The 23,654-nt window shown below is 47.9% G+C and carries 17 protein-coding genes and 1 pseudogene; 9 read left to right on the forward strand and 9 right to left on the reverse strand.

Annotated features, from left to right (window positions below; genetic code table 11):
* Nucleotides 1-80: 80 nt before the first annotated feature.
* Nucleotides 81-3,443, reverse strand: coding sequence for a transcription-repair coupling factor (mfd, locus tag E5342_RS02060; RefSeq protein ID WP_135958712.1), 3,363 nt, complete (start codon nucleotides 3,441-3,443; stop codon nucleotides 81-83).
* 111 nt (nucleotides 3,444-3,554) lie between these two features.
* Here mfd and E5342_RS20080 point away from each other — a divergent pair.
* Nucleotides 3,555-3,716, forward strand: a pseudogene (locus E5342_RS20080) (transposase family protein); the annotation flags it as partial.
* Here the strand turns inward: E5342_RS20080 and E5342_RS20085 are convergent.
* Nucleotides 3,706-3,825: an integrase core domain-containing protein gene (locus tag E5342_RS20085; protein WP_349237374.1), complete on the reverse strand. Its 120-nt coding sequence runs from the start codon at nucleotides 3,823-3,825 to the stop codon at nucleotides 3,706-3,708. The pseudogene E5342_RS20080 and the gene E5342_RS20085 overlap by 11 nt on opposite strands.
* Nucleotides 3,826-3,980: 155 nt before the next feature.
* Here E5342_RS20085 and E5342_RS02075 point away from each other — a divergent pair, with 155 nt between their 5' ends.
* Complete coding sequence (locus tag E5342_RS02075) at nucleotides 3,981-6,347, forward strand: outer membrane beta-barrel family protein (RefSeq protein WP_121735630.1); 2,367 nt, start codon at nucleotides 3,981-3,983, stop codon at nucleotides 6,345-6,347.
* 203 nt (nucleotides 6,348-6,550) lie between these two features.
* On the forward strand, nucleotides 6,551-7,876 hold the full coding sequence (locus E5342_RS02080; protein WP_121735631.1) for a PhoH family protein: 1,326 nt from the start codon (nucleotides 6,551-6,553) through the stop codon (nucleotides 7,874-7,876).
* 74 nt (nucleotides 7,877-7,950) lie between these two features.
* Here E5342_RS02080 and E5342_RS02085 read toward each other — a convergent pair whose 3' ends face one another.
* The 5 genes from E5342_RS02085 to E5342_RS02105 form a co-directional block, all read right to left on the reverse strand.
* Nucleotides 7,951-8,373, reverse strand: coding sequence for a putative quinol monooxygenase (locus tag E5342_RS02085; protein ID WP_135958713.1), 423 nt, complete (start codon nucleotides 8,371-8,373; stop codon nucleotides 7,951-7,953).
* Between the two features lie 355 nt (nucleotides 8,374-8,728).
* Nucleotides 8,729-9,814: an LptF/LptG family permease gene (locus E5342_RS02090; RefSeq protein WP_121735633.1), complete on the reverse strand. Its 1,086-nt coding sequence runs from the start codon at nucleotides 9,812-9,814 to the stop codon at nucleotides 8,729-8,731.
* A gap of 12 nt (nucleotides 9,815-9,826) precedes the next feature.
* The gene (gene tgt, locus E5342_RS02095; RefSeq protein ID WP_135958714.1) at nucleotides 9,827-10,957 is read right to left on the reverse strand and encodes a tRNA guanosine(34) transglycosylase Tgt; all 1,131 of its coding nucleotides are present in this window, start codon (nucleotides 10,955-10,957) and stop codon (nucleotides 9,827-9,829) included.
* Between the two features lie 36 nt (nucleotides 10,958-10,993).
* Nucleotides 10,994-12,631: a 4Fe-4S dicluster domain-containing protein gene (locus tag E5342_RS02100; RefSeq protein WP_135958715.1), complete on the reverse strand. Its 1,638-nt coding sequence runs from the start codon at nucleotides 12,629-12,631 to the stop codon at nucleotides 10,994-10,996.
* A gap of 6 nt (nucleotides 12,632-12,637) precedes the next feature.
* A complete protein-coding gene (locus E5342_RS02105) occupies nucleotides 12,638-13,570 on the reverse strand; it encodes a DUF362 domain-containing protein (RefSeq protein ID WP_135958716.1) in 933 nt (310 codons plus the stop codon).
* 340 nt (nucleotides 13,571-13,910) lie between these two features.
* Here E5342_RS02105 and E5342_RS02110 point away from each other — a divergent pair, with 340 nt between their 5' ends.
* Both E5342_RS02110 and E5342_RS02115 read left to right on the forward strand, forming a co-directional pair.
* Nucleotides 13,911-14,690, forward strand: coding sequence for a hypothetical protein (locus tag E5342_RS02110; RefSeq protein ID WP_135958717.1), 780 nt, complete (start codon nucleotides 13,911-13,913; stop codon nucleotides 14,688-14,690).
* Between the two features lie 3 nt (nucleotides 14,691-14,693).
* Nucleotides 14,694-15,575 carry an aldose 1-epimerase family protein gene (locus E5342_RS02115; protein ID WP_135958718.1) on the forward strand — a complete coding sequence of 294 codons (882 nt, stop codon included), beginning with the start codon at nucleotides 14,694-14,696 and terminating at the stop codon, nucleotides 15,573-15,575.
* A gap of 69 nt (nucleotides 15,576-15,644) precedes the next feature.
* On the opposite strand, the gene E5342_RS02120 is transcribed toward E5342_RS02115, so the two are convergent.
* Together E5342_RS02120 and E5342_RS02125 are read right to left on the reverse strand one after the other, a co-directional pair.
* Nucleotides 15,645-16,331 (reverse strand): potassium channel family protein, encoded by a 687-nt coding sequence (locus E5342_RS02120; protein ID WP_121735639.1) that lies wholly within the window; start codon nucleotides 16,329-16,331, stop codon nucleotides 15,645-15,647.
* Nucleotides 16,332-16,343: 12 nt separating this feature from the next.
* Nucleotides 16,344-18,164: a TrkH family potassium uptake protein gene (locus tag E5342_RS02125; RefSeq protein ID WP_121735678.1), complete on the reverse strand. Its 1,821-nt coding sequence runs from the start codon at nucleotides 18,162-18,164 to the stop codon at nucleotides 16,344-16,346.
* A gap of 243 nt (nucleotides 18,165-18,407) precedes the next feature.
* On the opposite strand from E5342_RS02125, the gene E5342_RS02130 reads away from it, so the two are divergent.
* The 4 genes from E5342_RS02130 to xylE all read left to right on the forward strand — a co-directional run bounded on the left by E5342_RS02130 (nucleotide 18,408) and on the right by xylE (nucleotide 23,654).
* On the forward strand, nucleotides 18,408-19,148 hold the full coding sequence (locus tag E5342_RS02130) for an NUDIX hydrolase (protein ID WP_121735640.1): 741 nt from the start codon (nucleotides 18,408-18,410) through the stop codon (nucleotides 19,146-19,148).
* Between the two features lie 12 nt (nucleotides 19,149-19,160).
* Nucleotides 19,161-20,645, forward strand: coding sequence for a xylulokinase (locus E5342_RS02135; protein WP_121735641.1), 1,485 nt, complete (start codon nucleotides 19,161-19,163; stop codon nucleotides 20,643-20,645).
* A 35-nt stretch (nucleotides 20,646-20,680) separates the two neighbouring features.
* Complete coding sequence (gene xylA, locus E5342_RS02140; RefSeq protein ID WP_135958719.1) at nucleotides 20,681-22,009, forward strand: xylose isomerase; 1,329 nt, start codon at nucleotides 20,681-20,683, stop codon at nucleotides 22,007-22,009.
* Between the two features lie 97 nt (nucleotides 22,010-22,106).
* Nucleotides 22,107-23,654 (forward strand): D-xylose transporter XylE, encoded by a 1,548-nt coding sequence (gene xylE / locus E5342_RS02145; protein ID WP_121735643.1) that lies wholly within the window; start codon nucleotides 22,107-22,109, stop codon nucleotides 23,652-23,654.

Below are 23,654 nucleotides of genomic sequence, written 5' to 3' on the forward strand. Positions count from 1 at the left end.
CATGAGTATGCTAATTATCGTTAACCGTATTCTGTTTTTATATTATAGTTCATATCTTTTCGTGTTTGTAAGAGGATGTGTCAAAAGTCGGTTGAGTTTATTTTTTCCATCTCTTGCAGGTAACCGCATGCCGCTTCCACCGTAGGGACGTTCTTGATCACGATGCTTCGCTTGCCATTCTGCTCCCGGAGGTTGCATTCACGGGGATGCTTCTGGATGAAGCCCAGCAGCTTGCCGAACGCCTCGCTTTGGTAATACGGGCTATCCGGGTTATTCACCAAGAAGAGGCTCATCTGCCCTTTCTTCAGGACCACTTTCTCCATACCCAGTTTCTTGGCCATGCGGCGGAGGCGCACGATCCGGATCAACTCCTTGCCCTCCTTCGGTATCTTGCCGAAGCGGTCTTTCAAGCGCTCCGTAAAGGCGAGGATATCACGTTCCTCCTCCATATTATCCAACTCCCGGTATAGGGAGATACGCTCCGAGTCGTTGGGGATGTAGGTGGGAGGGAACATCAATTCCAGGTCGCTCTCGATATAGGTCTCCCGGACGTACTCGCTGCCCGTATCCCAGTGCCCTTCGGCATTATCGGCGTAAAGATCGGCGAATTCCTCGCTTTTCAACTCGTCTACCGCCTCCTCCAAGATCTTCTGATACGTCTCATAGCCTAGGTCGGCGATGAAACCGCTTTGCTCGGCGCCTAGCATGTTCCCGGCTCCCCGGATGTCGAGGTCTTGCATGGCGATATGGATACCACTACCCAGCTCGGAGAAGTTCTCGATCGCCTGCAACCTGCGTCGTGCCTCCTGCGTCAGCGAGGTGAGGGGCGGGGAAAGGAGGTAGCAGAAGGCTTTCCGGTTGCTTCGTCCTACACGTCCGCGTAGCTGATGGAGGTCGCTAAGCCCGAATTGCTGGGCGTTGTTGATGATGATCGTATTGGCGTTGGGCACGTCGATGCCGCTCTCCACGATACTGGTGGCGATCAATACGTCGTATTCATAGTTCACGAAATCGAGGATGATCTTTTCCAGCTTCTCCGGCTCCATCTGCCCGTGCCCCACGGCTACCCGTGCGTCGGGGACTTCCCGCCGTACCAAGGCTTCCATCTCGTAAATGTTTTGGATACGGTTGTTGATGAAGAACACTTGCCCGTTCCGGCTCATCTCGAAATTGATCGCTTCCCGGATGATATCGGGGTTGAAACGCTCCACCTCCGTCTGTACGGGATAACGGTTGGGCGGTGGCGTGGTGATGCTGGAAAGGTCCCGGGCCCCCATCAAGGAGAACTGTAGGGTACGGGGGATCGGGGTAGCCGTCATTGTTAAGGTGTCCACGTTCACCTTCAGTTGCCGAAGCTTCTCCTTGACGGATACCCCGAACTTCTGCTCCTCATCGATGATAAGCAAGCCCAGATCCTTGAAACGTACATCCTTGCCGACGATCCGGTGGGTGCCGATCAAGATATTCACCTCGCCCTCTTTCAGCTCTTTCAAGGTAGCCTTGATTTGCGCGGCCGTACGGGCCCGGCTGATATAACCGATCTTGCAAGGGAAATCCTTCAAGCGCTCATAAAACGTCTGGTAATGCTGGAAAGCCAGTACGGTGGTGGGTACCAACACGGCCACCTGCTTATTGTCCGATACCGCCTTGAATGCCGCACGGATAGCTACCTCGGTCTTTCCGAAACCAACGTCTCCACAAATCAGCCGGTCCATCGGACGGGTACTTTCCATATCCGCCTTGACCTCGGCGGTAGCCTTCATCTGGTCCGGCGTGTCCTCGTAGATGAAGCTGGCTTCCAGCTCATGCTGCATGAAGCTGTCCGGCGTGTAGGCGAAACCCGTCTCTTGCTTGCGTTTGGAATAGAGGAGGATCAAGTCCCGGGCGATATCCTTCACCTTCGCCTTGGTACGTTCCTTCATCTTTTCCCAAGCGCCCGTGCCGAGCTTGCTCAACTTAGGAGGCTCGCCGCTCTCTTTCCCCTTGTATTTCGATAATTTATGCAGGGAATGGATGCTGACGAAGATGATATCGTTATTCTGATAAATCAATTTGATGGCCTCTTGCATCTTACCGTTCACCTCGGTACGTACCAATCCCCCGAACTGTCCTACGCCATGATCGATATGTACGATATAATCCCCCTGCGAGAACTGGTTCAGCTCCTTGAGCGAAAGGGTGATCTTTCCGCTTCGTGCTTTATCGCTCTTCAGGTTGAACTTATGGAAGCGGTCGAACAATTGATGGTCGGTGAAAAAGCAGATGCGTAGCGTATCATCGGCGAATCCCTCGTGTATCGTGCGGTTTACGGCGGTGAAAGGGATATTGTCGCCCCTATCCTCGAAAATCATCCGGATACGGTTGGCTTGTTTCTCTTGATCGCTCAATATATATAATGCATAACCCTCGTTGAGGTATTTATGGAACGACTCGCTCACCCGGTCGAAATTCTTATGATAGATCGGCTGCGTTTGCGTAGAGAAATGGATGGTAGCGTCTGCCGTTCCCATCGGTCGTGCCCCGAAATGGATGCGACGGAAATCCAAGACCTCCCGTAGGAAGTCCTCCGCTTGGACTAATTTCTTCCGCATCTGGTCGATATCGGCGAAGGATTCCTCGTCGGCTACCACCGGATCGTCGTTCCATACGCTTCCGATGCGCTCCTTGCACCATGCGAGATCTCTCGCCGCTATGAAAGTATTCCGGGGAAGGGAGCCTAGCAAGGAAGTACTATCCTTGGCGTTCTTGCTCATCTCCGGGACGATATAGATGCTGTCCAGTTTCTCCTTGCTGAGTTGCGTCTCCACGTCGAACGTACGGATGGTCTCCACCTCATCGCCGAAAAAGTCGATACGGTAGGGGAACTCGTAGGAGAAAGAGAAAACGTCGAGGATACTGCCCCGGAGGGCGTACTGCCCCGGCTCATATACATAATCGACCTGCTCGAAGCCATACTCGTCCAGTACGTCGGAGACAAACATATTATCCAGCTTCTCGCCCACGCTGATCTTCAAGGTGTTATCCTTCAATACCTCCCGGGCCACGACTCGTTCCGCCAAAGCGTCCGGATACGTAACAATCACGAAAAAGGCGTCCGGGTCTTGCAACCGGCTGAGTACCTCGGTGCGCAGGATCTCGTTCGCCGGATCGACATGCCCATACTTAATGGCCCTTCGGTAAGCGGACGGGAAGAAGTATACCTCATTGCTGGCGGTAAGCTGCATCAAGTCGTGATAGAAATAGCCGGCTTCCTCTTGGTCGTTCAACACACACACATAACTTCCCCTTCCTTTCGTAAAAAGAGAGGCAATCGTCATCGCCGGACCCGAGCCACTCAGTCCCTTTAGGAATATATTGTGGGACGTATCGTTTTTCAGTAGGGTGTCCAGCGCCGTCACTTGTAGGTGAGCGGCATATAGTTTCAATAATTCTTGTACTTCCAAAGCGATATCTTGTTTCCGCGAAGGTAACCTTTTCTTATAAAAAATAAGCCACATTATCCTAAATCCAGAGTGACTGCACTCAAATTACTCTAAAGAGTTTACCATTGCAATATGAATCCATCTAATTATTTTTCAGCAGTGACAGATCCTCGTGTAACAGGTCGCAGTCTACATTTGTTGTCAGATATATTAATGATAGCTTTGTGTACTTATCTGACAGATGGAACAGATCATGAAGACATGCGTCTGTTTGCCTTAGAGCCTAGAGAAAAGTTGGATGATATACTTTCTCTACCCAACGGCGTACCTTCAGAAGAGTCTTGCCGTTCAGTGAGGAATGCGGTCGTTTCTTATTGTAGAACTCCTGCCATTCCATAGCCATCGCATTCAAATCAAGTGTATTGTCCGATAATCGGCGATAAGACTAAATAACATTCCTGGTAAGACAAGGTAAGACTTCGTAAGTGAGTGGTAACATACTTTCTTTTAAGAATACGTTTCTTTTGCATAAACGAAAAATGATAAAAGCAAACCGATATGAAACGTACGATTTACTACACGATTTTATGCTTGCTGATGAGTTTTGGTAAGATGATGGCACAAGGTATTTCCGGGAAAGTGAAGGATGGCAAGGAATTGCCGGTAGATGGAGTGGCGGTGATTTTACAGACCCTCGACTCTGTATATGTGGATGCCGTGGTTACTGATACACTTGGGAATTTTCGATTGAATCATCCGCTGGACCAGTTGTATCGACTTATTTTCCAACACATCTTATATAATGCGGTAGAGAAGGAGATAACTACCGCCAACGTAGGTACGGTGGTGCTGGAGGAGAAAGATTATCAGTTGGCCGAAATTACCGTAAAGGGAGAATGCCCGCAAGTGAAGCTAGAGGGAGGCAAACTGACGTATGATGTCCCTCAACTGATGAAGGATAAGACCGCCACGAACGCTTTTGAGATCATCAAGGACTTACCGGGGCTTATCGAACGAAATGATAATCTGGAACTGGTAGGGGCCAGTCGTTTGAATATAATCTTGAATGGCCAGTTGACGACAATGTCGACAGATCAATTAATCCAGTTACTGAAAACTATGCCGGCCTCAAGGGTCGAAAAGGCCGAGGTGATGTATAACGCTCCAGCTAAATATAATGTCAAGGGGGCATTACTCAATGTCGTATTGAATAAGAATGAGTCCGAGACTCCTTCTTGGCAAGGAGAAACGGGTGTGGATTACACCCAATATCGCCATGCGAGGGGAGATGCGCATATGAATTTACTTTATACGAATAAGGGCTTTAGCATGGATTTCCTGTTGGATGGAAATAAGAGACGGGATGTGATGGGGGAGGATATGTTGGCCTACCATACATTAAATAGTGGTATGACGGAAATAAGCCAACATAATCGGGCCCTTGTCCATGTAAATAGAGGAACGGTTCGTCTGGGAATGGATTATACGTTCGCAAATGAGGATAAACTCTCTTTTGCATATTATCTGAAGGGAGATAAAGTCTTATCGGACCGTGATGCCTTTACCTCATATTTGGATCTGTCGAAGCCGGAAAATAAAAGTGAGAGTATGAGCTTGGTCCGTGACGACGGGCACTCCGCTATCCATAATATACGTTTACAGTATGACGGACATGCCGGGATATCGGCAGGAGCGGATTTTACTCGTTATCATTCGCCTTCGGTACTTGATTACCAGGATACGAATACGAATGGTTCCCGGACTGATATGATAAATAATACGAGACAGGATGTATCCCGCTGGTCCGTATTCCTAAATAAGACACATAGTTTCGCTTCTGGGTGGGGATTGAATTACGGTGTGCATGGAGGTTACGCCTCGTCGAAAAACTATTCGGGGTATTTATATGATCAAGGTGCTGGCTATGAGATGGACGAGGAAGCGTTGGAGGATAATACACAAAAGGAATACATCGCTGATATTTTCGCAGAGGTATCGAAAAGCTTCGGAGACCGTTTCTCTGCTACGGTCGGGCTGAAAGGGGAATATTTTAAGTCTGACTACGCCTCTAGCCGGGAAAATATGAACCTATGGAATGAGGGGGCGTTGTTTCCCACCGTATCCCTGAGCTATACGTTTTCTCCCCGACATATTTTACAGTTCGATATAAGTAGCGATAAGACCTACCCCGATTATTGGCAAATCTCCCCGCAAGTAACGCCTCTAAACTCTTACTCGGAGGTGGCGGGAAATCCCTTGTTGAAACCTTATCGCACGTATGAGGGGCAGATGGTCTATATCTTCCGCCAAAAGTATATGCTGGTAGCGTTCTGTGAATACACGCCGGATTATTTCGCCCAACTTCCTTATCAAAGCGATACGGAACTGAAGACCGTTTTTCGTTTCGAGAATATGGATTATAGTCTGGAAGCGGGATTGGCGGTGATCATTCCTTTTAATGTAGGTCGTTTTTGGAATAGCCGCATCACACTGCGAGGTTGGAGGATGCAAGAGAAGAATGATAACTTCCACGGTATCTCATATAACCGTGAGGCTTATCTCGGGTTAGCGCATATGAGTAACACTTTTAACCTATGTGATAAACCGAATTTAAAAATGACGATAGATGGCCAATACGTGACTCCCGGTGCCATCCAAGGTATATACGACTTGGGTTTCATGTATGAGATATCCGCTGGATTAAAATGGACTTTCTTGAATGACCGTGCTAGCTTGACACTTAAAGGAGACGATATTTTCGCCAGCAGCATTCCACGTAGCATCAAAATAAACCAAGGCAATCAATGGAGCCGGATGAGGAAGTTGAATGATGAGAGATGTCTGAAATTATCTTTTGTCTGGAAGTTTGGTGGTTACAAGGAGAGGGAACATGATTCGATAGACACATCCCGTTTCGGAAAATAATAGATACCTTGTAGTTTCATCCTAATGAACTCTTTGTTTCAATAGGATGAAACTGATGCTCTTCTAAAGGAAATCCTATATTGCTTTGAATTGGTCAATATGACGAAATTATTGGTGTGTGTAATTAATTTTAGTAGGCTAGAACTATCAACGTGTCTGAATTGTTATTATATTAGATGCAATAATCATTAAATCGAAAGGCCATGGGAGCAAAGAAGAATTTTGTGTTGGACACGAATGTCATATTACATGACTATAAGTGCGTCGAGAACTTTCAGGAAAATGATATCTATCTACCCATCGTGGTATTAGAGGAATTAGACAAGTTCAAGAAGGGGAGTGAGCAGATCAATTATAATGCCCGTGAATTTGTTCGGGAGCTGGATTTATTGACTAGTAATGACCTGTTCTTAAAAGGTGCCTCACTTGGACCGGGAAAAGGTACACTCTATATCGTGACCGGTGATAAGTACCAGGAGAAAATAGCGCATTCTTTTCCGGATAAAACACCAGATCACCGTATCTTGTCTTGTGCGTTGACAATAGCCGAGAAGAATCCGAAGATCACGACAACCTTGGTCAGCAAGGATGTGAACCTTCGTATGAAGGCTCGTTCTTTGGGTATTCCCGTTGAGGATTATATCACGGATAAGGTCGTGAATGTAGATATTTTCGAGCGTGCGCAAGAGACCTATGAGAATATAGACCCCGATTTGATCGACAAGATCTACAGCTCTCCGGAAGGTGTGGATGCAGATTCGTTGGATATCAAGTCTAAGCTCGACCCCAATGAATGCTTTATCTTGAAAAGCGTACGTAATAGTGTATTGGCTCGCTACAATCCGTTTACGGATAAGATCAAGAAGGTGGATAAAGGCACGAACTTTGGTATCCAGCCCCGTAATGCCGAGCAGAGTTTCGCTTTCGAGGTATTGAACGATCCGAATATCAAGCTTGTGGGGCTGACCGGAAAGGCCGGAACCGGAAAGACATTGTTGGCGTTGGCCTCTGCCTTGAAACAAGCCGGCACGTATAAACAGATACTTTTGGCCCGTCCGATCGTCGCTTTGGCGAATAAGGATCTTGGTTTCCTTCCGGGTGACGAGAAGCAAAAGGTCGCTCCTTATATGCAACCTTTATTCGATAACTTGAACGTGATCAAGACCCAGTTTGCCCCGGGTAATCCCGATGTCCGTAAGATCGACGATATGCAGAAGAACAACCAGTTGGTGATCGAGGCGTTGGCCTTTATCCGAGGTCGTAGCTTGTCTGAGACTTATTGTATCATCGATGAGGCCCAGAACCTCACGCCGCATGAGATCAAGACGATTATCACCCGTGCGGGAGAGGGAACGAAGATGGTCTTCACGGGAGATATCCAACAGATTGACTCCCCGTATCTAGACGCCCAAAGTAATGGCTTGGCCTATATGATCGACAAGATGAAAGGACAGGACTTGTTCGCCCATATCAACTTGATAAAAGGCGAGCGAAGCGAATTATCTGAATTGGCGTCAGATCTTTTGTAATTAAATATAGGGAATTGAAGATTGAAAATAAACGCTTATGTGAAGCTTGATTTTTAATCTTCAATTCTTAACGATTAATCGTTTACGCTCGGACAGACATAAATCTTCCGGAAACTACCTTTATAGGAAGGGTCTCCCATATCCTTGATCTCATTGAGGTGTTGTTTAAGATGAGCTGTCTCTCCATGCTTTTGCAATTCCCTGTCGTTTTTCCAAGTCTCGGCGATAAAGAATTCGGTACTATCGGTGAGGGACTGATACATGCCGTAGTCGATACATCCCGGTTCTAGCAACGTGCTTTCCTTGCATTTCAAGAATGATTCCTTTAAGGCGGAGACACATTCGGGTTTTACTTTTCGTTTGATATTCAGTACGACTTCCATGGATTCTTTGCCGTTGGCGCAGGAATCGGCGGTGGCTTCTTTATTGCTTCCTCCATGCGTACAACCGGATAGAGCGATTAATACGCAGGCCATTGATATAAACACTTTCTTCATGATAGATTGTTTTTAAGTATTTGATACGACAAAAGTAGTAAATGATGGGAGAATATGGAGGCTTTGTTTGTGAGAGATTGATATTATTTTGATCTAAACACAGGAATCGAACATCTGATATTAAATTATTGTTGTTAATGGAAGTTGGAATGGATATATTTGTGAGTGATCTATGATAGAGCCTGCTATCAGTAATTTGATTTGGGGCAAAGTAAGCACTACAACTACTTCCGAACGCAAAAACGTTAGAGTTTGGACTTAATTTCACAAAATAATTGAAAATCCTAGGTTATAGAGACGGAGCGTGCCCCGTCTCTACAACTGGATGAAATTAGGTGGGGTTTAGTCAATTCCTTTACCTTGGTGCTTTCTGATATAAGAATATCGCTATAAACGTATAAATTATATTTGGTATCCAAGCCGCTACGGCAGGACTCACATAACCATTAATAGCGAAGGTGGAAGTAACCGTCATAAACAGGATGTAAGAGAAACTCAACGCCAATCCGATACCGATATTCATACCCATACCTCCCTTTATTTTCCGGGAAGACAACGACGCTCCGATAGAAGTCAAGATAAACGCCGCCATGATCGTAGCGAAGCGCTTATGATACTCGATCTGGAAGGTCTGTATATTCCCGATACCTCTTTTTTTCTGCCGGTTGATATACGTATTCAGCTCGGGCGTTGTCATCGTCTCGCAATCATTCACGGAAATCAGGAAGTCCGAGGGCACGATGGTCAAGGTCGTATCCTTACGGGAGCCTTGGGAAATATGTTCCCGCATGCCATCGAAATCACGGATCATATAATCGATAACGGTCCATTGATAAAGCGAGTCGTATTTGATCGACTTGGCGGTCAGACGGGAGATCAATTTCTTATCTTCGAAATGCTCCAAAGAGAAACGGTATCCCATGTTCGAGCGAGCGTCATAGCTATCGAAATAAGCGATAACACCCGGCTCGATCTCCAATTGGGCGTTCTTCACGTAGTCCACCTTCTTGTTGCGGATATACTTGTTCTGGAAATCAATACGAGTCTCATTCGCAGGGGGAATGATGTAAGCGTTCAGGATAAACGTCACGATAGCGATAATCGTAGCCGAGACCGCATAAGGAAACATTAACCTACGGAAACTCATACCGCTGGCAAGCATCGCTATGATCTCCGAACGATCCGCTAGCTTCGACGTGAAAAAGATCACGGCGATAAATGTAAACAACGGACTGAACAAATTGGCAAAATAGGGGATAAAGTTCAAGTAATAATCCAAGATGATCGCCTTTAAGGGGACATCCGGATTCAAGAATTTATCGATCTTCTCGTTTATATCGAAAACGACGGAGATAGAGATAATCAAGGCGATAGCGAACACGTACGTGCCCAGAAACTGCTTGATGATATACCAATCGATCCGTTTTAGTTTAAATTTCATCTGTCTCGTTTTTTATAACCGGTTCGCTAATTGACGGACCATACCACTTTTCCATGTAGTAAAATCGCCAGCGATGATATGTGCCCTCGCTTCTTTCACCAGCCATAGGTAGAAAGCGAGGTTATGGATAGAAGCGATCTGTAAGCCAAGCATTTCTTTCGCCTTGATCAAGTGGTGCAGATAAGCCTTGCTATATAAGGTATCCACGTAGGAATGTCCGTCCGGATCGACCGGCGAGAAATCGTTCTCCCATTTCTTGTTACGCATATTGATAGTACCGAAGCGGGTGAAAAGTTGGCCGTTGCGTCCGTTACGGGTCGGCATGATACAGTCGAACATATCAATGCCCCGTTCGATCCCTTCAAGCAGATTGATCGGGGTACCTACGCCCATCAAGTAACGAGGCTTATCTTTCGGTAAGATATCGTTTACGACTTCGATCATCTCATACATCTTATCGGTAGGCTCGCCAACGGCCAGTCCCCCGATAGCGTTTCCATCGGCGCCTTTTCGGGCCACGTTCTCCGCCGCCCTCTGCCGCAAGTCCGTATAGACGCATCCCTGTACGATCGGGAAGAGACTTTGTCGGTAGCCGTATTTCGGCTCCGTGCTGTTGAAGCGGGCAAAACAACGATCCAGCCAACGCTCGGTCAGGCCCAGTGATTGCTTGGCGTAATTGTAGTCGGCATCTCCCGGGCAACACTCATCGAAGGCCATGATGATATCTGCGCCGATAGAGCGTTCGATATCCATCACCTTCTCCGGCGTGAACATATGCTTGGAACCGTCGAGATGCGAGCGGAACTCGGCTCCCTCTTCATGCAGCTTGCGATTGTCGGAAAGGGAGAATACCTGAAACCCCCCGCTATCGGTCAATATCGGCCGATCCCACGTATTAAACTTATGCAAGCCTCCTGCCTGCTCCAAGATATGGATACCGGGACGAAGATACAGATGGTACGTATTCCCCAAGATGATTTGTGCCTTGGTATCTTCCTTTAGCTCGGTCATATGTACACCCTTTACCGTACCTTGCGTACCCACGGGCATAAAAATAGGCGTCTCGATTACCCCGTGATCGGTGGTAATCAAGCCCGCCCTAGCGTTCGATTTCGTGTCGTTATACTGTAATTCAAATGTCATGTATCAAAAATTTGTGACAAAGGTAGCATTTTTCTCTTAGAATCCGAAGTCATCTATTTCTACCTTTTTCACCTCTTCCTCTTTGGGCTTCTCCACGAATTTGTGTACCTCGTTTGCCTTGATGATGATCGCTCTCATCGGGCGTACGGGACAGATCGATTCGCAGCCGCCACAACCGATGCAAAGATCGGGGTTTACTTGCGGGATGGTCAGCGTGCCCTCGTAAGGAACCATATGCACGGCTTGGGTAGGGCAGTGCTCCGAGCAGGCCCCGCAGTCCGTCCCCTCTGTCTTTACGATACAGCGGTTGATGAAGAAGGTGGCGATGCCTACTTGCGTAGTCGCTTTCTCTTCCTTGGTAAGCGGCTTTATAGCGTGCGTGGGGCAAACCTCCGAGCAGACCGTGCATTCGTAATTGCAATAACTGTCGATGTAAGCGATACGGGGTTTCAACATATAATCAAAGCCATACTCTAATCCCGTGGGACGTAGTACATGACTCGGGCATTGGGTCACGCAAATCTGGCATCCGGTACATACATCCTTGAAACGCTCTATGCTGATCGCTCCCGGCGGTACGATAGGGAGCCATTTCTTGCCGTGCTTATCTTGCCCGTGCTGTCCTTTACAGTGTCCGTCTTGCCCCTCGCATGAATGTTGCCCTTTGCCATGCCCTTTTTCAATTCCTTGGGCAATGGTGGATACGATCGGGAGGGAGACCGCTACGGTAGCCCCTGCCGTGAGGAACGTACGGCGGCTGTTCGGAGCGGTAGCCTGTTGGATCACGTCTGTTTGTATGCGAGCTGTTTCGGCTTCTTTCTTGAAGGAAGGCTTGAAACGATATTGCAATCCTCCTTTAGCGCACGAGGACACGCAGTTGAAACAATCTACGCAACGGGAGGTATCTACGGCGAGGTTCTTGCTGTCGATAGCCTCCGCCTTACAAGTGTGCTCGCAATTGCCACAGTGCGTACAAGTTTCTTTGTCAAAGGAGATCCGGAAAAACGAATACCGGGAGATAAGGCTCAACAATGTTCCTACCGGGCAAAGCGTATTGCAGAACAACCTTCCCCGGAATACGACCATGATGATGAATACGAGCAAGGCGACCAAAGCGGATATCACGCCGAATACCGTCACGTTACTGATCGTGACGTGATAAAGCGTATAGTTATCCATCTGTGCCAATCCGTCGGCCAGCAGGTTATTGACCCACATGACGGCCGGACGGAACAAGTTGCTCGCGATACGGCCGAAGTTACTGTACGGATCTAGCAACGTACATAATTCGATCATCCCGAAAACAGCCAATACGAATGTAAGCCCGAGAATAGAGTACCGTAAGATATTCATAGGCTTATGATAGCTGAACCTGCGTACTCCTTTCTTTTTCTTCTTTCCGATACAGAAAACCCGGTTGATAATATCTTGCAATACGCCCGCCGGGCAAATGACCGAGCAATAGATCCGGCCGAACAATAAAGCCAATATGAATTGGAAGACCACCAACCCCGCCATTCCCCCTAAAATAGCAGGCATGATCTGGAGATGCAACAACGTGTGCAGGTTGTCCGGCAATACATCGGCGAAATCAACGAAGAATAAAAGTATGGGTGCGAAAATGAGGATCGCGAGTACGACCCGCAATCCTTTTAGGTAATTAGGCTTTTTCATCCTCGATTATATCTTAATACGTTTGATCGTGACATTATCCAGATTCGTCGTACCCAGCTTTAAAGCCTCGCCTTTACCGATATGACCTACGGCGGCCATATCCAGCTTCTTCACTTGGTTGAACAGGCGAAGGGCAGCGGTGTCGATAGTGACGATATTGGTGGAGGCGATCAAGGATTTCAAGGTAGCCACATCGGCCGCGCTCTTTCCTTGCGGGCCGTTTTGGTGCATGATACGATAAGCGTCCACGATGTTCAATACCGGTTTCTTTTGCCAAGTGCAAATATCGGCGATGCATTGTTGCAAATCATTTTGATGGAAGAAACGGCGATCCCATACGATTCCCATATAGTTCTTCATGGCGCAAGTCATCTTCGCCCCACCATGGTTCTTCAATACGGGGACGTTGATCCATGCGTCAGCCTCGATCAGGGCCTCATGGATCTTGGCGCTTTTCAGGTTCACGCCACCCGGGATGGATACTTCCTTGAAATATTTCTCATCGTTGGCAGGCATGATGATACCTCCGGCCTCTTTTACGGCTTCGGCGATCCCGCTCGTCTCATAGCATTTCTGCCAGTTATCGCAGGTGTGGTCGAATACGGTCACTTTAGAGGCGCCGGCCTCCAAACATTTCTTGACCAAGGCTTTCACTAATTTGGGGTTCGTATTACCGGCCAATTCAGGAGAGCGGTCCCAACCGATATTCGGCTTGATCACGATCTTTTGTCCTTTCTTTACGAAGTTTCCGATACCGCCAAGGGCTTCCAAGGCTTTATCTAGCATCACCTCCGGCTCTCCACCCATAACGGCTACCATATCGGGAGCCTTTTCTACGGCTACGGTGTTTGTGGAAAGGGCCGCTTGCAGACCTTCAAAATTTAAGGATAGAGCTGCGCTAGCGATGACACTGGTCTTTAAAAAATCACGACGTTTCATAATTGTATACTATAATTGGTTTATATTTTGATTTACGGTACAGTCTTTTTTTGCTCGTTTGTTATTCTGAACAAAGATAATGATTATTTTGATATGCGAGTCAACTCTTTTTACAAAGTAGAACGAAAGTAGTCAACTAAAATAGCGAAGCTACACGCTGCTTTTTACTGCAACGCTCGTGCAGTGTTACTGCAACAGGCATTGCAGTACCGCTGCATAAGCCTTGCAGTACTACTGCAACCCGGGTTGCAGTAATCTTGCGTAATAAGATAAATTCTTGTCGGAAGGCATATCGGTTCTGATAATATTTTCCTACCTTGCGAGGCAAAAAACAGATTGTATGGTTTTATATTGTAGAGTATCATTGAACGCTTTTGTCGAAAGCTTTCGGAATACCTCGGGGCCTGATTCCTTTTTCACGCTTCCGGCGAAGGGGTTGATGCATATCGTGCCGCAAGAGGAGATCGAGTATGGGCTTTCCTTGCTTAGGGAGTCTATCGGTTTGTATGAGGAACGCAAAGGGATACCTGTGGAAAAGAGCAAGAAAGCGATGCCCTTTTTCAGACAGGACAGCCGGATGCTGGTGGGGCCGGAGATAGGCATGTACGTGATCCCTTTGTATGAGAAACCCGGTGAGCCGGCCCGGTCTGCCGAGCCTTCTCTGCTCCTTGAGCTGGACTATCAGTCGTTGGGCGAGCTTTGCCTGTTCGAGAATTATTCCCTGTTGTCTTGTAAATATGAGAGGGAGCCTATCTTGAACCATTTTACGGCACAATTGGAAAAGGAATACGATACCTTCTTTTTTGATGAGGAGCACACGGGCTTTACGCCTGATTCCCGCTTTTTCTCGATGCTGTGTAACGCCTGTCTGGAGGTGAAGCATCCTTCCTCGGTGGGGGATAAGGAATGGCGGTTGGCCTCGCTGCAAGCTACGGACGAGGTGCTCTATCGTTATGAGCATGGAAACTTGATCCCATACGTCCCGGTATCGATGCCGGTAGACTGCCTGAAACGGGTTTATCTGGAAGATTTCCGGCGGCAGCCCTTATTATTCGGGACTTTGAACGGTTTCTTGAAAAGCAAGGGACTTCCCGCCGAACAATTACTAAACTTATCATAAGGAATGAAGACAGTATCAAATCAAGAACTAACGATCCGTGTCGCCGAACATGGAGCGGAGTTGAGTAGTATCGTAGCGAACGCTACGGGAAAGGAGTATCTCTGGCAAGCGGACCCCGCTTTCTGGAAACGTCATTCCCCGGTATTGTTCCCGATCGTCGGGAGCGTATGGAAGGCCGAGTATCGGAACGAGGGAACCGTGTATCCGCTGTCGCAGCACGGCTTTGCACGGGATATGGATTTTACGTTGATCGATGAGGCGGAGAATGAGTTGCGTTTCGCGCTGGAAAGTACCCCGGACACGTTGAGAGCCTATCCGTTCCCTTTCCTTTTGGAGATCGGGTATCGTTTGGAGGGCAATAAGGTGGAGGTGCTTTGGCGTGTGAAGAATACGGGAGATCAGACGATGCATTTCCAGATCGGCGCTCATCCGGCTTTCCTGTACCCGAATTATGAGGTGGATCAACCGGATCGGGGGTATTTCGCTTTCGATGTGAAAAAAGATCTCGTATACCGTGCGCTGGTGGAGAAAGGGTGCGTAGGGGATGTGGTTCGTCCGGTACCTTTGGATGCGGACGGCTTGCTGCCGTTGAATATCCATACGTTTGATATCGATACGTTTATCTTGGAGGACAGCCAGATTAAGCGGGTGGACTTATTGGATGTGGAGAAACGTCCGTACCTTTCGCTCACCTTTACGGCTCCGGTGGTAGGCTTATGGTCTCCGCCTACGAGAAACGCTCCGTTTGTCTGTATCGAACCTTGGTATGGGCGTTGCGACCGGGTGGATTATACGGGTGAGTATAAAGACCGGGATTGGGTATGGCATTTGGAACTGGGAGAGGTCTTCGATGCCTCCTATACGATAGAAATAGCGGGGGCTTGATCGCTTCGTTGATATTTGCCGTAGGCAGACGACGCTGATTATATCGTGATCGTCTGTCTATGTTTTGCTTTAGATGTTGGCTATTTTATTCAATAGCTCTATCTTCCCGAATAAGATCAGTAGATCATCCGCCTCGATCACCAATTCCTCGGTGATGCGGCTGATAACCTTGTATTCTGTCTGTGTGAGCCCGATCAGGTTCTTTTTCTCGTAAGGGCGTTCGATCGCTATCAGATGGATGCCGAAATTCTCCTCGAAATCGATGTTCTTGATGGTTTGCCCGACAAGAGTGGCCGGTGTCTTGATCTTATAGAGATGTTCCGTGTCGGTTACTTTATACCAATGCCGGAACAGGCCGCCTAAAGACGCTTGGGAGGTGTACATCGTAGAGAAATCCTTTTCCGGGGTGATGATCTCGCTTACCCCGATCGCACGGATTACTGTCTCATGGATCGAGGAGATCGCCCGCACGATCAGTTTGCCCGCATCCAAGCTTTTCAATAAGGCGACAGTCTGAACGGAAGTCCCGAAATCCTTACCGAATGTTACGATAATGGCATCCATCTCACTCAAAGGCAGGGTGTTCAATGCCTCTTTGTCCGTGGAGTCCAAGGCGACCGCCCCCGCTATGTCGTTTTTCAGCATATCGACACGATGCAGATCCATGTCTACGCCGATCACCTCATTGCCGACACGTGTCAAGTCCTTTGCTATCGCACGTCCTAAATTCCCTAATCCGATTACTAAATATTTCATGCTATCTTGTTTTTACATTAATATATTTTCTTGTGGATATGTATAGTCCTTTTTCGTGTATTCCTTGCAGAAACTTACGAGGAAGGCCAATACCCCGATACGTCCGACCAGCATCGTGCTGATAATGATGATTTTCCCGATAGGGGTGAGATGAGGGGTATAATCGATGCTCAAGCCTACGGTACTCAAGGCGGAAACAACCTCGAACAATAGGGAGAACAATGGCGCCCCTTTTTCCGTATAAGATAATACCCACGTAGCGATCGCCACCCACATGAAGTACATCATGATGATAGCGAATGCCCGGCGGATAGCGAATGGGGCGATCTCCCGTTTTCTCACTTCCACTTTATCTTTCTCACGTGCGGCGTTCAGGGTCGTAACCAGAGCTACGAAAACGGTGGTCACTTTCAATCCGCCGCCGGTGGACATAGGGGCGGCTCCAATTACCATAAGGATCCACGTCAGCATTAAGGTCGGAGGGGCCAATGTAGTCATATCCGCCACGTTGAATCCTGCCGTTCTAGGCGTGACGGCGCCTAAGAACGCATTTGCCAGTTTCCCCCGCAAAGGAAGGTCGCCCAAGGTATTGTCATACTCGAAAAAGAGGTAGAAAACTGTTCCGGTAATTAATAGGATCAAGGTAGATATAACAACTATGTACGTATGTACATTAATGATACGGGGCGTATGGATATAATGCTTTTGCTTACCGATCAATATCTTGATACCATTCATCAGCAAGTGATGCAAGAGTTTCAGGTAATTGAAGACGATCGGGAAGCCCAAGCCTCCGAATATAATCAGCATGGCTATCCAGAAATGGAGGTTGTACTTATCCGCCACTAACGGATCGTACATATTGCCGCTCAAGGTAGAGATCCCTGCGTTACAAAAAGCGGACACGGCATGAAACATTGCGTAGAATAATTCCTGCTGCGTACCTCCCGGCAGGCTTCCCCGTACGTCCATATAAATAAAATAGGCACCGATCCCCTCGATAAACAAGGTCACGAAAAGAATATTTAAGATGACCCGGAATAATCCTCCCGTCCGATCCTCGTTCAACATATCTTTCAGCATCATCTTGCTCGTAAAAGAGGATTTCCCCATAAAGGAGAGGGCGAAGAAAGAGGTAAATGTCATGACTCCTATGCCGCCTATCTGTATTAAAATCAGGATGATAATATGACCAATATGCGTGAAACTGGTGGCTACATCGACGGTAGTTAGTCCGGTTACGCATACCGAGGTCGTGGAGATAAACAAAGCGTCGATAAACGGAATCCGGTGCGTAGTGGCGTTCGGCAACGATAGCAACCCGGCCCCGACCAATATCACGAACACGAAACTGAGCAAGAAAAGCAACGAGGGCTTGATCCGTGTCTGCATCAGCGTGAACGTCTGCCGGGATAAGTGAATCGTGCTAAGTAGCAATAATAAGACATATACGAAGAGAGGTTTCGTAAGGAAAGACAAATAAGGCAAGGAGTGCGCTATGGCATCCTTGAAAAATATTTTGCTGGATAATACGGCGAATAAAAGGAAATAGATGCTGATATCGAGATACAACATTTTCTCCTGTATGATTTCTTGGAACCTCACCACGTACCGGAGTGTTATGCCCGTGAAAAAAGCTAGCAGGATGAATGGGCGGGAACGCTCTAGGATATGGACGGAATCGGGTGTCTGTACAAAGCCGAACTGGTAGATCAATACGAAGAAAGAGGCTAAGGAGGCGAGTAGGATGGTCGCTTCCGCTATCCCGTTCAACAATCCCTTCATTTTATCCCAATAAATCAGCCAGGCGAAGTATATGTTTTTTAGATTCATGTCCGATGTTTTATAAATATATAACAAATGTAGGAAATAAAAGTTAGAGGTTCGTGAAGACGCCTTCATTATTTGTTCTCATGCTAATTGTTTTACTTACATTATGTGTTGTATAGCATATTGTACGATTTACGATATTGAAAATATCAGAAAAATAATTGATTAGTAGGTATAAAAAAGGTATTTTGTAATAGCTTTATTAAGAAAAATACTTATATTTGCGTAAATCTAATTACTGATATCATGGATACACAAAACGAGAATAGAGAGATGCTTTCCCCTTATGTTTCCGTAGACTGCGTTCTTCTCGGCATCAATGATGACAAGCTCACCGTGCTGCTGGCAGAGCGGAAAAGCGAGGAGGGCGAGTTGATCGGCTATAAACTACCTGGTAGCCTGATCTATGAGAACGAGGATTTAGATGACGCCGCTTATCGGATACTGAATGATTCGACTGGCTTGAAGCGTGTCCAATTGAAACAATTCCGTTGTTTCGGTTCCCCCGCCCGTACCTCGAACCGCTTGGACGTGATGTGGCTGGAGGCGACTTCCAAGGTGAAGATCGGACGGTTGATCACGGTCGCTTATCTTGCCTTGTGCAAGAACAGTAGGAAGACGTGTTCGGCCGATAAATCCGACTCGATCCGCTGGTGCCCGATCAATGAGCTTCCCCGTTTGCCATTCGATCATAAAGAGATTATCGAGGCTGCCATACAGGAGATCCGTAATTGGGTGGAGAAGGAGCCCGCCATCATTTTCGACTATATGCCGATGAAGTTCACGGCGTTTCAGCTTAGGCGCACGTACGAGGTGATCTATAACCGTGAGATGGACGTGCGCAATTTTCATAAGAAGATGAATTCCTTGGATTACGTGGTGCCCACGGAGGACATGCAAGACGGGGTCGCCCATCGTGCCGCACGGTATTATCGGTTTGATAAGGTGAAATATAATCAACAACGTTCGAAGTTTAATAAGATATAAAACCATACGATTATGTGTCTGTTAGGATGTGACATTGGAAGTTCTTCCATCAAGGTCTCTATTATCGATGAGGAGACCGGGTTAACAATAGGTGCGGATTTTTATCCCAAAGAAGAGGCCCCGATTAAGGCGTTGCGCCCAGGGTGGGCGGAGCAAAATCCAGAGGATTGGTGGTCGTACGTGAAGATCGCTATGAAAGGCGCCATGAGCAAGGCGAAGGTGAAAGGCGAGGATATCAAGGCGATCGGTATCTCGTACCAGATGCATGGCTTGGTGGCGGTGGACAAGAAGATGGAGGTGCTTCGTCCATCTATTATCTGGTGCGATAGCCGTGCTGTTCCTTATGGCGAGCGTGCGTTTAAGAATATAGGCGAGAAACGATGCCTTACCCACCTATTGAACTCGCCGGGTAATTTTACCGCTTCCAAGCTGGCTTGGATCAAGGAGTACGAGCCGGATATTTACGGCCGTATTCATAAGATCATGTTGCCAGGAGATTTCATAGCCATGCGCCTTACGGGGGATATCGTGACTACGGTTTCCGGTTTGTCGGAGGGGATCTTCTGGGACTTCAAGAATAATGCTTTATCGGAGGATTTGATGAATTATTATGGATTCAGTAAGGATCTGATCGCCGATATCCGTCCGACGTTCGGTGTGCAGGGCGAGGTTACCGCCTCGGTTGCGGCCGAGTTGGGATTGAAGAAAGGTACGCCGGTTACCTATCGTGCGGGCGACCAGCCGAATAACGCTTTATCATTGAATGTATTGAATCCGGGTGAGATAGCGGCTACCGGCGGGACTTCCGGAGTCGTGTATGGCGTGAACGGCAAGGTGAATTACGATACGCTTTCCCGTGTGAATACGTTCGCCCACGTGAACCATACGACGGAGCAGACCCGTTTGGGTGTCTTGTTGTGCATCAACGGAGTCGGTATCCTTAATTCTTGGATCAAACGGAATATAGCGCCAGAAGGTATTAACTATAATGAGTTGAATGATTTGGCGGCTACGGTTCCCATTGGTTGCGACGGACTTTCGATCTTGCCGTTCGGAAACGGGGCAGAGCGTATATTGCAGAATAAGCAAATCGATTGCTCGGTTCATGGATTGAACTTTAACATACATACCAAGGCGCATATGGCTAGGGCGGCGCAGGAAGGTATCGTGTTCGCCTTTAAATACGGTATGGATATCATGAATGAGATGGGGATCGATATTCAGGTAATCCGTGCGGGGAATGCGAACTTGTTCTTAAGCCCGATTTTCCGGGATGCTTTGGCGGGCGTGACGGGTACGGTGATCGAACTGTATGATACGAACGGTGCGGTAGGAGCGGCCAAGGGTGCCGGTATTGGTGCCGGTATCTATAAGAATGCGGAAGAAGCGTTCGCTTCCTTGAAGAAGATTAACGTGATCGAGCCGGACGGTTTCAAGGCGAATGCTTATTGTGGGGCGTTCGAGATTTGGAAAGGACGATTGGAGCAATCTATTTAACAGCAGAATTATTTACATTTTTAATATATATTATTATGAGTTACTTTAGAGGAGAGAAAGAATTTTTCCCGGGAATCGGACAGATTCAGTTTGAGGGACGTGAGTCAAAAAATCCGTTGGCATTTCATTATTATGATGCGGATAAGGTAGTAATGGGTAAGACACTAAAGGATCATTTACGCTTCGCTATGGCTTATTGGCATACCTTGTGTGCCGAGGGAGGTGATCAGTTTGGTGGTGGTACAAAATCATTCCCTTGGAACGACAGCACGGACGCTATCACCCGTGCGAAGTACAAGATGGACGCCGCTTTCGAGTTTATGACCAAATGTAATATTCCTTACTATTGCTTCCACGACGTGGACGTGGTGGACGAGGCTCCTACGCTGGGCGAGTTCGAGAAACGTTTGCAGACGATGGTGGAACATGCCAAGGAGCATCAAGCCGCTACCGGAAAGAAACTGCTATGGTCTACCGCTAACGTGTTCGGACATAAGCGTTATATGAACGGTGCCGCTACGAACCCTTATTTCCCGACCGTGGCATGCGCTGGCACGCAGATCAAGAATGCTATCGACGCTTGTATCGCCTTAGGGGGTGAGAACTATGTGTTCTGGGGTGGTCGTGAGGGTTATATGAGCCTATTGAACACGAACATGAAACGTGAGAAGGATCATTTGGCTATGATGTTGACGATGGCCCGTGATTATGGTCGTAAGAACGGTTTCAAGGGTACGTTCCTGATCGAGCCGAAACCGATGGAACCGACGAAACATCAATATGACGTGGATTCGGAGACCGTGATCGGCTTTCTTCGCCATTATGGACTGGACAAGGATTTCGCCTTGAATATCGAGGTGAACCACGCTACCTTGGCCGGACATACATTCGAGCATGAGTTGCAAGCCGCCGCCGACGCCGGCATGTTGTGCAGTATCGACGCGAACCGTGGCGATTACCAGAATGGTTGGGATACGGATCAATTCCCGATGGATATCTATGAGTTGGCACAGGCTTGGCTGGTTATCCTTGAGGGAGGTGGCTTGACTACCGGAGGTACGAACTTCGACGCCAAGACCCGCCGTAATTCTACGGACTTGGAGGACATCTTCATCGCTCATATCGGTGGTATGGACGCTTTCGCCCGTGCTTTGATGATCGCCGCCGATATCCTTGAGCACTCAGACTACCGCAAGATGCGTGCCGAGCGTTACGCTAGTTTCGATGCCGGCGAGGGTAAGGCATTCGAGGATGGCAAACTTACACTGGAAGATCTTCGTACGATCGCTTTGCGTGACGGCGAGCCGAAACAGATCAGCGGTAAGCAGGAGTTATATGAGATGATTATAAATCTGCATATCTAAATAATTAAAAAATCGAGAATTGGGAATTGAAAATTATCGTGCGTAAGCCCTAGTTTTCAGCTCTCAATTCTCGGTTTTTCACTTATAAATCTATTCCATGAAAAATAACAACACTTATATTTTCGCTCTAACCTTGGTTGCTACCTTGGGAGGCCTGCTGTTCGGGTATGACACGGCGGTAATCTCCGGTACGGTAGAGTCTTTGCGTAAGTTCTTCATCGAGCCGCAAGGATTTCCGTTGGATCAGGCGAACGCTTTGGAGGGCTTCGTGGTAAGTAGCGCATTGATCGGATGTATCCTAGGTGCCTCGTTTGCCGGGTGGATCAGCCAGCGTTACGGCAGGAAGCCGACGTTGATCTTGGCCGCTATCCTTTTCTTGCTTTCCGCTATCGGTTCGGCTTGGCCGGAGTTATTTATCGGTATGCCCGGAAGTGGGGATCATACGTTTATGTATGCATTCGTGGCTTATCGTATCTTGGGAGGTATCGGTGTGGGACTAGCCTCCATGGTATCGCCGATGTATATCGCCGAGGTGGCTCCCTTCGATCGCCGGGGGAATCTGGTGGCATGGAACCAGTTTGCCATTATCTTTGGTATGCTGGTGGTCTATTTCGTGAATTATACGATCGCTCTTCAGGGAGATGCCGCTTGGCTGCATACGATTGGTTGGCGTTGGATGTTCGCTTCTGAGATTATTCCGGCGGTATTGTTCCTCTCGTTCTTGGTGTTCGTGCCCGAGACGCCTCGTTACCTCGTGATGCGTGGGCATACGGAGAAGGCGTTGGTGGTCTTGAGGCATTTGATGGATCAGGCGGACGCCGGCCGTGAATTGGAGGACATACGGAATAGTTTCAAGGAGAAAGCTCCATCGATGAAGCCTTACTTTCAGTTTATGGGGACTTGGTTGGCGTTGTTCTTGATTGGTTACGGGTTGTTGTCGTGGGCAGGTAATACGAGCGCATTGGAGATCGCCTTGTTGGCTAGCTTCTGTATCGCCTTGCTGTTCCCGATCCGGTCGTTTGGCGTGCTGATCATCTTGGTGGGCGTGTTGCTCTCCGGTTTCCAGCAATTCGTGGGGATCAACGTGGTGCTTTACTATGCCCCGGAGATCTTCAAGACGATGGGAGCGGCTACGGACGCCGCCCTTTTGCAACAGATCGTGGTAGGGGCGGTGAACCTGTCGTTTACTGTATTGGCTATTTTCACGGTGGATAAGTTCGGACGCCGTCCGTTGATGATTATCGGGGCGCTCATCATGGCGGTGTCCATGTTGATCTTGGGAACTACTTTCTACACCCATTCGGTGGGTATGGGATCGTTGGTTTGCATGCTGGTTTATACGGCGGGGTTCGCCATGTCGTGGGGGCCGGTCTGCTGGGTGTTGCTGGCGGAGATCTTTCCGAACTCTATCCGATCCACGGTGATGAGTATCGCCGTGGCGGCACAATGGATCGCCAACTTTTTGGTATCATGGACTTTCCCGATGCTGGATAAGAACCAGTACCTGACTGATATGTTCAATCACGGTATGGCCTATTGGATCTATGGCGTGATGGGTATATTGGCGGCGTTGTTCATCTGGCGTTTCGTCCCCGAGACGAAGGAGAAGACGCTGGAGGAGATGGATGACTTTTGGCGGCGTTAA

Origin of the sequence: Parabacteroides distasonis, assembly GCF_004793765.1 — a bacterium.
GTDB classification, from domain to species: Bacteria; Bacteroidota; Bacteroidia; order Bacteroidales; family Tannerellaceae; genus Parabacteroides; species Parabacteroides distasonis_A.